12 protein-coding genes are annotated in these 12,485 nt (G+C 49.3%); 11 read left to right on the forward strand and 1 reads right to left on the reverse strand.

The window, feature by feature from the left end; all coding sequences use genetic code 11:
- Positions 1 to 298: 298 nt before the first annotated feature.
- Entirely contained in the window at positions 299 to 1,462 is a 1,164-nt protein-coding gene (locus Q0668_RS05295) for a xylose operon transcription regulator XylR (RefSeq protein WP_298860905.1), read from the reverse strand.
- A 168-nt stretch (positions 1,463 to 1,630) separates the two neighbouring features.
- Between Q0668_RS05295 and Q0668_RS05300 the strand changes: the two genes are divergently transcribed.
- The 11 genes from Q0668_RS05300 (at position 1,631) to Q0668_RS05350 (ending at position 12,458) form a co-directional block, all read left to right on the forward strand.
- Entirely contained in the window at positions 1,631 to 2,974 is a 1,344-nt protein-coding gene (locus Q0668_RS05300; protein WP_298860908.1) for an acetamidase/formamidase family protein, read from the forward strand.
- Between the two features lie 51 nt (positions 2,975 to 3,025).
- Complete coding sequence (locus Q0668_RS05305) at positions 3,026 to 4,114, forward strand: peptidyl-alpha-hydroxyglycine alpha-amidating lyase family protein (RefSeq protein ID WP_298860912.1); 1,089 nt, start codon at positions 3,026 to 3,028, stop codon at positions 4,112 to 4,114.
- An 18-nt stretch (positions 4,115 to 4,132) separates the two neighbouring features.
- Positions 4,133 to 6,613 (forward strand): hypothetical protein, encoded by a 2,481-nt coding sequence (locus tag Q0668_RS05310; protein WP_298860916.1) that lies wholly within the window; start codon positions 4,133 to 4,135, stop codon positions 6,611 to 6,613.
- Positions 6,614 to 7,246: 633 nt separating this feature from the next.
- Positions 7,247 to 8,209: a hypothetical protein gene (locus tag Q0668_RS05315; protein WP_298860919.1), complete on the forward strand. Its 963-nt coding sequence runs from the start codon at positions 7,247 to 7,249 to the stop codon at positions 8,207 to 8,209.
- 139 nt (positions 8,210 to 8,348) lie between these two features.
- Entirely contained in the window at positions 8,349 to 8,564 is a 216-nt protein-coding gene (locus Q0668_RS05320) for a helix-turn-helix domain-containing protein (protein ID WP_298860921.1), read from the forward strand.
- Between the two features lie 54 nt (positions 8,565 to 8,618).
- Positions 8,619 to 8,945 (forward strand): hypothetical protein, encoded by a 327-nt coding sequence (locus tag Q0668_RS05325; RefSeq protein ID WP_298860928.1) that lies wholly within the window; start codon positions 8,619 to 8,621, stop codon positions 8,943 to 8,945.
- Positions 8,946 to 9,026: 81 nt separating this feature from the next.
- Positions 9,027 to 10,460 (forward strand): hypothetical protein, encoded by a 1,434-nt coding sequence (locus tag Q0668_RS05330; RefSeq protein WP_298860932.1) that lies wholly within the window; start codon positions 9,027 to 9,029, stop codon positions 10,458 to 10,460.
- A 133-nt stretch (positions 10,461 to 10,593) separates the two neighbouring features.
- Complete coding sequence (locus tag Q0668_RS05335) at positions 10,594 to 10,950, forward strand: hypothetical protein (protein ID WP_298860935.1); 357 nt, start codon at positions 10,594 to 10,596, stop codon at positions 10,948 to 10,950.
- An 11-nt stretch (positions 10,951 to 10,961) separates the two neighbouring features.
- Positions 10,962 to 11,192 carry a hypothetical protein gene (locus Q0668_RS05340; RefSeq protein WP_298860938.1) on the forward strand — a complete coding sequence of 77 codons (231 nt, stop codon included), beginning with the start codon at positions 10,962 to 10,964 and terminating at the stop codon, positions 11,190 to 11,192.
- A gap of 107 nt (positions 11,193 to 11,299) precedes the next feature.
- Entirely contained in the window at positions 11,300 to 11,734 is a 435-nt protein-coding gene (locus Q0668_RS05345; RefSeq protein ID WP_298860940.1) for a hypothetical protein, read from the forward strand.
- Positions 11,735 to 12,083: 349 nt separating this feature from the next.
- A complete protein-coding gene (locus Q0668_RS05350) occupies positions 12,084 to 12,458 on the forward strand; it encodes an HNH endonuclease signature motif containing protein (RefSeq protein ID WP_298860943.1) in 375 nt (124 codons plus the stop codon).
- The last annotated feature ends 27 nt before the right edge of the window (positions 12,459 to 12,485 follow it).

Here is a 12,485-nt window from a genome sequence, read left to right on the forward strand (position 1 = left end):
TCACAAAAAAGGACTCCTTCAGTACGGATACCAGAATCAAATTCGAGTCGGCAGGTCTCTAAGCATTTTCCGGAACCTACGTAAGTAAAATTAGCTATGATACATCTAAAAAGGCATCAATTCAGTCTCATCTTCTAAAGAGTAAAAACATCTCGTAAGATGAATGAGTCTGCAATAAGAACACGAAATCCGTTTTGCAGCTTTCCGTCTAGCCAAATTGAGACGCTGAACAGCAGTTGCCAGGGCGGCCCGCCGATGTCTATGGTTCACGAGATTGAATCACAAGACCGCAAACACGTCAGGCCTGGTTAGTACGCGACTTTCTTCGATACTCGGTGGGAGTGAGATTCAGTTCACGGCGAACGACCTGATTCATGACCTCGGTACTGGAAAAACCGGCGGCAATGGCAATTTGTGGCATTTGCCAGTCCGTGTCTCGAAGCAGGTCCTTAACGCGGTTGATTCGCATCCGTCGGATCTCGGCAGCCGGAGTGCGTCCCAAATGTTTGTTGAACCGTTGTTCCAACGCGCGGCGTGACATCGGAATACGGCGCAGAACGTCAGACACGTCGATCGACGTCGTCGCAAAATCACGGATAAATCGAACTGCGTCAGCCAGTTGTGGATCTTCAAAAGCAATCGTATCGGTAGATCTCCGCTCCACAACCCCCAACGAAGGAACCAGCCGTGCAGACCGGGATGCGGAGACTCCCCTCAGCAGATGATCGAGCTGTTCGGCCGCTTCGTAGCCAACGCGCCGAGGGTCCGAGTCGATGCACGAAAGGGGCGGATTCGAAATCTCCGCAAGCAATTGATCGTCTTCGCCACAGAGGACCGCCACAGATTCGGGAACGCGTAGGCCACATGACCAGCACGCGTCGGTTACTGCATAAGCACTTTCGATATCCGCTGCGAAAATCCCCAAAGGCACGGGTGTCGAACGCAGCCAACGCTTCAATTCCGATACCGTTGGTGCCTCGCGCGCCCGTCCACCGGTACTGAGAGTGCGCAACATCTCACAACGAAAACCGCGCTCAGCAAGACGCTCCGAAAACCCTTGACCACAGGTGTCAGTATAATGTGGCTGTGTCACCAGTCCGAGATAGGCGAAGTGGCAAAGTCCCCGTTCCAACAAATAGTCTGCAGCCCATGAACCGAGCATGCGCTCATCCACAACCACTTGCGAAAAGTCGAATCCGCTAACCACACTCCGCGAAACATTTATGACGGGAACGCCCAGTTTTTGTAACTCACGTGCCTGCGACCGTTGTGTAACACGCGCGATCACACCGTCCGGTTTCCAATGTCGTGGTATCTGCCATCGCTCGCGCACACCGCGTGGCTGCACTAGAAGACTCCAACGCTGATGCTCCTGCACGTACTGTACAACGCCCCGAATCAACTGAGAACTGAATCCGGTCGATGTATTGATTTGCAATGCAATTCGGGGTTCTGAATCCATAATGCATCCTAAAAGCTGGTGCGCATATCCTAAATTGTTTTGCGCATTTTATCATAGACCATAGCATAGCCATAGTGTACTTTTTATGATCTAAGTCCAGACCGGATTGAATCACTCCAAACTCCCGGAACGCCCCGATCAAAATCTCTGAGCGATGAAGGAAAAGGCATGACGACGCAACCCAACCTACGGCAAGCGACCGACAAAGAGCAAGCAACTGAAGCTTGCCAGTCCCTCCATGTCAACCAATTCACCGATGGAGTTCTTGACCCCGCGCAACCCATGCTCGGTCCGGTAAGTGATGGGGGTGAGATCGTTGCCACCACGGCTCCCGGATGTTGGGGCCCCATGCTCACACCCTGTCTGCGAGGCGGTCATGAGGTTACGATTCCAGTGGCCGTGGCGGGAGCCGAAATCGGTGACGCAATTGCGATCCGCATCAAAGAGATCAAAGTCACCTCATTAGCAACAGCCTCCGGTACGGATGCCATGATCGATGGACGATTTGATGGCGACCCCTTTGTCGCCGGACGTTGCCCGCAGTGCGGGACGTTGAACCCGAAAACTCGGATCGATGGAATCGGTCAGACCGCCGTCCATTGCAAAAACTGCAACGCAGAAGCAGCACCTTTCAAAATCAGCAATGGTTACACGATCGCCTTTGATGAACAGCGCGGCGTCGGCGTCACACTCGATCAGGAAGCAGCAGAAAATATCGCCCGCGATGCAAATCACTACGCTGCAATGCCAGAAAACTCCGTCCAGAATTCGGTTCTCGCGCTCGCCCCTCACGATCTTGTGGGCATGCTCGCACGTTTGCGTCCGTTTCTAGGACAACTTGGCACAACACCCGCGATTGCATTACCCGATAGTCATAATGCCGGCGACTTCGGCCAATTCTTGATCGGAGCGCCGCACGAAATGGCAATCACCGAAGAACAATTGGTACATCGCACAGACGGGCATATGGATATTGACGCAGTCCGCGCGGGTGCTATTCTCATTTGCCCGGTCAAAGTGCCCGGCGGGGGAATTTATCTCGGCGACATGCACGCGCTACAAGGAGATGGCGAGATCGCCGGACACACCTGCGACGTTGCTGGGATCACGACCCTTCAAGTCAATGTCCTCAAAGGGCTGAATATTGATGGTCCCCTACTCTTTCCTGTACCAGACGATTTACCGTATCTGGCGAAACCATTTTCGTCAGATGAAAGAACGCGCGCATTGGCTATCGCCCAGAGCCACGGCGTCAAAGAAATAGAACAGACGGCACCGATCTCCGTCATCGGCACTGGCCGTGATCTGAACGCCGCCACCGATAACGGACTCGAACGCGCAGCCACACTGCTGGATATGTCGGTCCTGGAAGTCAGAAACCGCGCAACGATCAACGGGGCCATTGAAATCGGCCGACATCCAGGTGTCGTACAAGTGACCTTTCTCGCACCACTTGAGTGCCTGGAACGTCGCGGATTACTCGAATTAGCCCAAGAGCAGTACACGATATAACCATAGCAAAATTAGACGATAAATATTCACTCGAAAGGATCACTCTCTATAATGTCAATTCTCACATCTCGACCCACTTACAATCTGTTTCTTTTCAGCGCAATCTTCCTCATCAGTTCTGTTATCGGACAGTCTAATCTATTCTCACAGAATCCCGGATTTGCAAAGGACCCGGTGTTCGTCGAATACGATGTGGATCCCACATGGCCCAAATACCCGGACGAGAATAGCAAAAAAGGTTGGGTCTCCGGACTGGCAATCGACAAACAGGATCAGGTTTGGTTTTTCAAGAAGGGACCAAACCCCGTCCAAGTCTATGCAGCCGACGGTACCTTCGTACGTTCTTGGGGAAAAGACATGTTTGTCAATCCGCATCAACTGCGGATCGATCCTGAAGGCAATATCTGGGTGACCGATTTTGGTCTTCACATCGTGCAAAAATTCACACCAGAAGGAAAACTCCTGATGACGCTCGGCGTACGTGGCGAGAAAGGTCAGGACGAAACACACTTCAACATGCCGACAGATATGGCAATCACCAAATCGGGCGACATCTTCGTAACCGATGGTTATGGGAATCGCCGGATCGTACACCTTGATAAAAATGGTAAGTTTATCAAAGCCTGGGGCGAGTACGGTTCAAAGCCAGGACAGTTTATTCTACCACACGCGATTGTCGTGGATGCCGAAGGCAAACTATACGTCGCAGACCGAAACAGTGGTCGTATTCAGATCTTCAATCAAGAAGGTAAGTTTCTCGACCAATGGAGTGGAATGATGATGCCGTGGGGCCTCTCGATCACCGATAGTGGAGACCTTTGGATCTGTGGGTCATCGCCACACTGGTGGAAGCGTCATGGAAAATACCCTGAGTACAAGGACCAGCTCTTCGTGCGGCTTTCGAATGATGGACGCGTTCAACAAATGTGGACGATCCCACTTGGTGATATCGGAAAAGATAAGAACAAGCCAGACGTATCGCGACTCAAACCAGGCGAAGCGGTTGGCGTGCATTGCATTGCCCAGGATTCAAAAGGCAACGTCTACGTAGGTGACATTTACGGTGAGCGTGCGCAGAAATTCGTTCCAATCAGCAAACGTTCGGAAAAACCAGATAACGCAGGCGAAGCCCCCAAATAACGATCGACGGAGTACAAAATGATTCGCGTACTATTGCAGCTGGTTTTGTGTCTGGCTTGTACGACATCACTTCTCACGACGCAGTTGTCGGCGAAGGATGTCGGACAGGCAGTGCAGCTATCGGAACGAAACACCGAAGTCCCTTTCTGCTACCGCACGGGCGGCAGCCGCTCCTGGCCGATCTTCTCTGGCAAGCTGACGCCGCAGCATGTGGTGGAACTGAAGGCGCGACGAGAAAGCAAGCTTCTCTCCGAAGGTCGTATATTGAAATTCAATGGATTGACCGTCTCTGTACTAGCGAACGGAAAATTGCAGATCAGATCCGCGAATGCAGGTGACTCCGAAACATTCCAATTGGAAGTCATCCTGAAAAACAAAGAAGGAGCGCTGCAGTCACAGAATCTAGTAATACGTCCCGCACCGCCCAACCGCCCGATCACTTACCTTGCTGACCAGGTCGACGATCTCATTCGTATACTCTGGGACAACAAGGCCGCGCAATGGCGGCCCGTTGATAAAAATGCGTTTGACCAATACTTCCGCCGCCTCCAGTCGCAAGGGATCTCGCGGCTGATCATCTGGCTCGGCGCATATCCCGTGATCGAGGATCCGCTAAACTACCATCCCGATGACTGGGAACGATACGCAAAACAGGCCCGCGCCATTCTCGACAGCAAAGAATTGAATCAAGCCATGTATGGCAATCCCAAGATTCGGGTCGCCTTTCAATGGCATGGCCTCTTAATGCGATTCCGCCTTACCCCCGAATGGGGAATCATGTTTGCCCAGAGCGCGAAAGACCATGACATCGCATTGACCGCCACCTGCCGTCCGTTTGAACAGGGCTTGATGAAATACCTTGTCGTGCCCTCATTCGACCATGATGGACAGTTCCTATGGAACTTCCTGCCCTACGCCACACCGACCGCGAACTTTCGCCCGGAGGAAACCGCCTTCGCCCACTACCGCAAATTGCTGCAGGCAGCGGGAAATGTGGACAAAGCAAATGTTGTGAGCGTAACCTTCGAGAGAGTCCCCGAATCAAAAAACCAGGATCTAACGGCAGCAGACTTGAAAATCTTTGCCACCAAATCCCCTCCAATCGCGAAGCAGTCTTTCGTGCTCGTGCGCGGTGCCGATGGTGAATTCACCCTGCAACCGTATTCAAAAGTCGCAGCCCGGGTGGAATCGCAGCGTGAAGAACTCAAAGGCTGGAATTTGACCGTCGAAGAAGACGGCACAATCCGTATCCAGGGACTGCAAAGACCGCCGGGAACACGGTATCTGATTTTCCAATCGGGTAGCCCGGATTCCAAAAAAGTCCAGCTTCCCGCTGAGTTGCCCCTCACCGCACGAGCCGCTGCCGGTAATCGTGTTGGCCGAATCAACGCCTATTGGGCCTTGGATGATGTAGACGCGGAAAGTGCAAAGAGCCGTATCGCCGGCATCACTCTCATCGGGGGATTCAGAACCGAATTCCAGGCGATCGAAAATAGCTTCCGCCTCGTCGGTGGAGGCGAAGCGTTGCGTCCTTTGGGCCGTGATAAAATAGTCGTCGATTTCGGCGCGGATTGGTTGCCCGAAGTGATGGACTTTAACCGCACAACAACACGGCAGATGTTTGTCAAACAATTAAAGACCATCCTCGCAGCACCAGCATTTGATGAAATCATGGTCAATACCCGCTCGCACACCCACCTGGCTGGCACTTTCGGCGATGGAGAAATGGGTGTGCAGACCACCGGTCACTACCGACGTCGTGGAAAGAACTTCCAACGCCTCACTCTTGATCGTGCTTATGCACCACTTTCCGCAGCGAAGCTAGGTGTTTTGAATTCGTTGCTTCAATCTGATGTGCATACCGATCTTGATAAAATCACCACTTGGCAACCCGGTGAATGGAAAGAGACATGCCAGAGCCCCGATTCCGCTTATCCGTGGCGATACGCCCGTAATACCGCTGTGGCTTCTGGCATACGATCACTGCTCGAGGATCTGGAGCATGCCTTTCCGGACACGCGAATCCGCATCGTAATTCCTCCGCGTGCAGCCGTCGAAAAGACAGTGACTTCAAAGCTCCCCACTCTCTCCAATCCGGCCGGAGGTCACTACGACGCAAAATATTATCGCTACCTGACAAGTGGCCTGAACCAGATTCCATCAATCGGCGAAGGCATGTCGATGATCAATCTTTCCGGTTTACGTGTGGAACCCGTTTTATTGGGCTTCCGTTATCTACCTGACCCAGCACCGGCGAAACTACAACTCGATACTTATCTGGAAAATCAGTCCGATAACCACGGGTCAACGTTTCGCGGCGCAAAGAGTTTCTTCTACGAAGCTCAAGAGACGCTCCGTGCAAAGGATAAAGCGGGCGCAGAGAAGCGGCGCAAAGAGATAATCCGAGACGTACTCGCACGCGAGCAAATCAACGAAGTAATCCTCTACGAAGCAGCAGACTGGACCTATTACCTTCCGCTCAACGATCCCCACAGGTAGCGCAAGCTCAGCCATTTGAATCACACGAAAAAAAGTAAAGCCAGAAAAGAGCAAATACACCTCTTCTAATGAAGCCCTTGCCTCCTGCGGGAATCACTCGATCACTTTAAGACCGATTTTACGTCAGGAGCCCAAAGACAGAGCGGTATGCCGGCTAAAAGGGACGAGTTGTGACATTGTTCCCCGAGCTACTGCCGTACTTAGAAGAGTGTTTCACAATGGCTGAAGACGGAGCTGAGTACGTGATTGCAAAGTTATTTGCAGGTAAGAGAATCCGACTTCGAAAAGGCGGTGCAGAATGCGGCGCAGTACAGTGCCGTTTACACTAGATTTGGCTCGCAAATCGAAAATGAAGAGAACGCTGTAAGTCATTGCGAATCAGCGGTTTGCGAGGAAGTGCGAGAGGGTGCGAAAGTTGAGAATAGGGCCGGCAGGACTCGGAAGAATTGGCGTAAGCAGTTAAGCTACTGTAAGATAGCTAGAATATGTATTTGAAAAGTTGCACTATGCGTTGCAGTTGGAAACCAATCGTTTTATGGCCGGGTGCAGGTAGCTCCTGCTTTTGGTTGTCTCTGGTGTGAAAAACTATCCGTCACTCAGAGGCGACCTGCCCGGATTCAAAGGGGTAGTACCATGAATCAGAGTAATGATCTTTTAGACAAGCTGGATACACAATTTCTCAAACTAAAGGACATGCAAAACGGCAGCGTATTGAGTAGTGTGCTTTTGGAATACGTCAAACCTGATTCGATTAAGGTTGTAAACCATATATTCAGTGAGGATCACCCCAGAAAATGGAGACGAATTCAAACGTTGGGCAACCCTCGTATGCATGGTTACAAAAAAGAAGGAATCCAGGTGGTCTACAGCTCGCTGGTTGTGCCATACAAGGGAAATAGTCGGATTCTGACGGGAACAGAGGACGATACAGAGCTACCAGAAGGGATAGCTGCGGTTCAGGAGCAGTTGAACCTTTGCCTTGAATTAGCTGGTCTTTTTCTATCGAGGCTCACGGACAGGCAATCATTACCTATTGAGGTATCCATTTGCGAAAACCCTTCCCTCTCTTGGTTGCTGCTTCTTCATTACATCACCAAACCGAAACGTATGATATGGACTCGTATTCAGCGTGTTGATAAAGACATGGATTCGGCTAAAGAAATCGGGAGTTTTTCGTTTGATGTACTACAGGAAAACAGTTTTTCAGTAATTCGAGACATTGCAATCAGCAGCATTCTGGCAATCACCCAAATTAAAGAAGGGTTGCTTTCCCCTGATCAGGAATCGCCAGTCAACGAAGTCTACCACGAACAACAGGAGATAACATTCCCTCCCTCAGAAGCCAACAGCGATAATGGTCAACAGGAAGAAACTTACACTCTTGATCAGCTCGCAGTTAAATTCGCTGGCTATTCAAATAGAAATGGGTTTATCAAGAAAAGTAAGGATTTTGGAGTTACCTGTGATAAAGATGGGCCTTGGACTCCATCGCAAGCGTACGAGTTGTTCAATAGCATCTTAGGTGCCGGAGGTATCCAGTCTCATACAAAGAAAAACATGACTAAGGCAGTGTCAGAATGGAGTAAAACACTTTGACACTTTGACACTCTTTATACCACTTTAACACTCTTTCCCCTTTGCTATTTTCTCCCCAAAGTTTGCCCTTATATTGGGATTGTAGGTTGCTGATGGGCGGCAACCAAAACGAAATATAAGAGTAAATCAGGGAGTCAACATGTCCACGACTTTGCAAGATGCACCACTGCTTCTAAATGAGAAAGAAGCGGCCCACCTCCTCAACTGCTGCGAAAAGACCGTCTACACGATCCGCAAGCAGGGAAAAATTCCATTCATGCGATTAGGGAACGCAATCCGCTATTCCCGCACCGATCTCGTCAAGTTCATTGACACTCAATCAAAGACCATTACGGACAATGCCCCCGAAGTGTAGCAGCACTCCGAGGGCATTTCATTTTCTCATTTATCCTTAGCAGAGGACAGTACCATGATATCGAAAGTATCTAACAATTCAATAGCATTACGAAAAAGCAAGTTCACATTCTCGTCAATTGAACTGACAAAATCAGAACCCGCACAGGTTACAGTCAGTCTCATTTTCCCCGGTCACTTGCCTTGCTTTGAATCGACCATGACCGGGAATCAATTCTACGCATACGGTCAATTTCAGACCGTGATTGCCTTAGACCATGGCATCCACCCTTATGTGGTCGAGGTCGAGCAATCGCGCTGTTCACGTCAACGATCGCTGATTTGGCGTGAGTTCATCAACTCTTATTTGCCCGAATTAGTATCAGGCAGCATTTATGAATAACACAAACATTAAACAGGATGGCTTAATGCTAAACAGTATACGCAGAGTATCAACGTTCTCTTTGCGGGAGGGCGTTTGACAGTGAATAAAAACATTCTCGCAAACTTTAAAATAGTGAAAGTGAAGCTGAAGGACGGTAAGACCAAAAATGCTAACGCGCCGAAGTCGATGCAGGAGATGGTGAAAGAAACACAATCTCTCTTGAAAGGCTGGCCAAAGGTTTGCGGCGGTGAGCTGTTCTATCATGACCGGAAGTCAGGCACGAAGGTTGATTACATCTCGAACGCGGCGGCGCTGGGTGGGATCATCGGCACATTAACAGGCCAGCCATCTAAGTTTCTGAACTTTCCAGGCTATCACAAACTGGCTGAATTCTTAAAAGAACTGATCCGAGTTTCTGAAAGATTCGATGACATTGCCGATTTGCCACATGAACCGAAAATGCCGGGTACTTATTATGCCTGTGAATTTCCAGAACCGGGAGACGGTAAGGCCCTGCTCGGGTTGGTTGACCGTTTCAGTCCAGAGACTCAAATTGACACGCACCTAATTCTGGCTGCAATCGTGACTCTGTTCTGGGGTGGTCGTGGAGGGCAGCGGCCCGCGTTCCTGATCACCTCGGACGATGGCCCCGGCAGTGGAAAAAGTCAGTTCGTCAACTGCTTAAGTAAACTTGTAAATGGCAAACTGGATGTATCATCGAAAGAAGATCCTTCGCAAATCAAACAGCGAATGCTTTCAGCAGAGGCAACAGGCAAGAGGATTTTCTCAATTGATAATCTCAAGTCATACAAGTATTCAAACTCAGAACTTGAGGCAATGATTACGCTGTCTGAGATTTCCGGCAAACGTCTGTATGTTGGTGAAGCGACCAGGCCGAACACGTTCTGCTATTTCATTACGGTGAATGGTGCGTCTCTCTCAAAAGACCTCGCTCAACGGTGCGTGATTATCAAACTCTCCAAACCGCGATACTCACTAGGCTGGGAAGATGAGATACACGACTACATCGAAAAGAATCAGGCTGCAATTATCGCTGATGTGATTGGTTTTCTCAGGAAAGACGTTGAGCAATTGAAGCATATCAGCAGCCGATGGGGTCCATGGTATCGCGACGTATTGTCCAGGCTACCCGATCCAATCGAAGCCCACAGGCTTATCCGTGAACGGCAGCAGATCACCGACGTTGACCAGGAAGAGACGGGAATCATTGAAGATTTCTTCAGAGGGAAACTGACGGAATGTCGGTACTCAGTTGGCACTGAAAAAGTCTTCATTCCCAACACGGTTGCAACTGACTGGTACAACAAAGCGACCGGAGAAAAGAACGGGACATCAAAGATTTCCCGCATACTGAGACAGAAAATCAGTGAAGAGTGTTTTTCCTGCATTCAGGAGAATTCCTCGGGTTCACTGGGCAGGGGCGTTTTGTGGGTTGGTGAGCAATGGGACTGTATCTCTACTATTCGTACGGATTTACAACACCAAATAGAAATATCAGGAAAGTACTCTTAGTACGCTTAGTACGCTTTTTACCTATTGTTGTTTCTTCTGTGTGTTAACCGTTTAAAAAGTCCTATTTATAGGCAGAGAGTAACAATAGAAATAAAGCGTACTTTCCGTACTAAGTGGCAGAAAGGAAACAGTGATGATTGATACAGAATTGAAACGGGAGCTCATGTTATTCGGCGCGTGTTTAGCTGATGCGGGTGGCATTCTCGACAAGGTAAGTAGTGCTGATTTTATTGATAACGATTTAGCAAAGTGCATTGAAGAAATGAAGAACGTGAAAAGCGGGAAGACCATGAAGAGTGATATGAGATTCCTACCTTCACTCTTGGAATCCTTGCGATGTCCAAACGAGGGCAAAGCAATCGACGGGATAGAACAGGCTGTGAAGTCAAACGCAGAAACCAAGCGATTTAAGAAACTCTGTTTTCGTGGCGCGATGGCTTCAAGCAGTGATGATATCAATCGAATCAAACGACAGTTTCAAACAGTATGAAAGGCAGACCAATGGTTAAGAGAACAAGAAAAGGTTGTCAGATATCTGACAAGGTTAATTCGCTTCCGCAGAATTCTGCAAAAGCGGTAGAGACAGCAGAGCAGGTATTCCGTGTGGTACTTCAACCGATCAACGAATACACAACGACAGACAAGATTGTCCACAAACTCAAGATAATGTTTGGTTCTATCGGATTGAAAATCACAGAAGCGGAACGTGTCGAGGATGAAGGGCAGGAATGATAGACAATCGGGTCCTTAGGTCAGGGGCTTTTCCTACAGTGATTCGGCTATCTTGGACATTTTTGTCCACAATACTTTTAAACTAGACAACAGCAGCAGGAGCGATCATGAGCATTATTGCAAAGACACAAAAAGAACTGGCAGATTCAATTGGTATTGGTGAGAGAACATTTGCCGCATGGCTTAAAGAGGGATGCCCCGGAGAACCAAAGAACTATGTGATTCGAGATGTAGTCGAGTGGGCAAAGGTCAACAAGTGGTTTCCGTCTTCCGATCCAATGTTAGCAGGCGGTGACAGTGACAACCTGGAGCGATATCGAGGCGTCAAAGCAGACCTGGCAGAGATCGACCTGCAGGAGCGTAAAGGGGTGCTGATCGATCCCGACAAAGTGCGTGATGTTTACGTGCAGTCATTGCGTTTTATCCGAGATGCAGCAGAGCAGATTGATCGGCAATTCGGGAATGAGGCGTTTCTGATTATATCAGAGGCATGGGATCGAGCAGAGAAATACACAATTGAGGAACTAGCAGACGATGAATAGTGAGAGGAATTGGAGGCGGTATCTCCCAAATGCTCATTTTGATCATTTGGCAAAACATAGCGGTTTATGCCTATATTTCTCCGCCTGTGGAAAATTTACCACAGGCGGAGAAAACGAAAATTGAACTCTTGACAATTGGGCAATTGGATATAAAAATACAGACCTCAAAGCCGAAAGGCAAATCAGTGATTACTCTCAAAAAAAAATCAGTAAACCAGAAGCCGTCCCCATGCAAAGAGTGCTGTTACCGTAAGGCCAGCAAAGTGGAACTGATCCACTTGAGAACTCTTGGTGTGGGGCCGGGTTCTTTTTTGTGCGCTGGCTTAGCGTGCAGAATGGAGTATCTTTCATGTCTGCATTACCTCAATGCTATCGGTTCACTCAACCGCAAACCGTCCCACATTCACCAGAGGTCGAGGACGACAACGAACCGGACGTTCTCACCCTGGAACTATCAGGATCGTTCGGAACACTCACACGCAAGCAATACCGGCGAAAGCTCTGGGAACGTCTTCCACATTGCCGATTCTGCGGTAATAAAATCAGCCAGTACAAAAACGCGACTCTCGACCACTTGCAACCACAGGCGCAAGGCGGCGGCGATCAGTTATGGAATCTGGTTTTGTCTTGTCAGCAATGCAACACAACTAAAGCAAACCGAACTATCGAGCAATGGGCGTCTGATATTCTCGATGGTGCTGAACCTGTCGTTCATCAGCAATAATCGTTTTGGTTTCTCCCGTCTGGCAAT

Origin of the sequence: uncultured Gimesia sp., from assembly GCF_937910335.1 — a bacterium.
GTDB lineage: Bacteria > Planctomycetota > Planctomycetia > Planctomycetales > Planctomycetaceae > Gimesia.

What these genes read in the sequence shown, in the direction of transcription:
- Q0668_RS05295 (WP_298860905.1), bottom strand. Translation starts at nt 1,462, where the DNA reads ATGGATTCAGAACCCCGAATTGCATTGCAAATCAATACATCGACCGGA.
- Q0668_RS05300 (WP_298860908.1), top strand. Translation starts at nt 1,631, where the DNA reads ATGACGACGCAACCCAACCTACGGCAAGCGACCGACAAAGAGCAAGCA.
- Q0668_RS05305 (WP_298860912.1), top strand. Translation starts at nt 3,026, where the DNA reads ATGTCAATTCTCACATCTCGACCCACTTACAATCTGTTTCTTTTCAGC.
- Q0668_RS05310 (WP_298860916.1), top strand. Translation starts at nt 4,133, where the DNA reads ATGATTCGCGTACTATTGCAGCTGGTTTTGTGTCTGGCTTGTACGACA.
- Q0668_RS05315 (WP_298860919.1), top strand. Translation starts at nt 7,247, where the DNA reads ATGAATCAGAGTAATGATCTTTTAGACAAGCTGGATACACAATTTCTC.
- Q0668_RS05320 (WP_298860921.1), top strand. Translation starts at nt 8,349, where the DNA reads ATGTCCACGACTTTGCAAGATGCACCACTGCTTCTAAATGAGAAAGAA.
- Q0668_RS05325 (WP_298860928.1), top strand. Translation starts at nt 8,619, where the DNA reads ATGATATCGAAAGTATCTAACAATTCAATAGCATTACGAAAAAGCAAG.
- Q0668_RS05335 (WP_298860935.1), top strand. Translation starts at nt 10,594, where the DNA reads ATGATTGATACAGAATTGAAACGGGAGCTCATGTTATTCGGCGCGTGT.
- Q0668_RS05340 (WP_298860938.1), top strand. Translation starts at nt 10,962, where the DNA reads ATGGTTAAGAGAACAAGAAAAGGTTGTCAGATATCTGACAAGGTTAAT.
- Q0668_RS05345 (WP_298860940.1), top strand. Translation starts at nt 11,300, where the DNA reads ATGAGCATTATTGCAAAGACACAAAAAGAACTGGCAGATTCAATTGGT.
- Q0668_RS05350 (WP_298860943.1), top strand. Translation starts at nt 12,084, where the DNA reads ATGTCTGCATTACCTCAATGCTATCGGTTCACTCAACCGCAAACCGTC.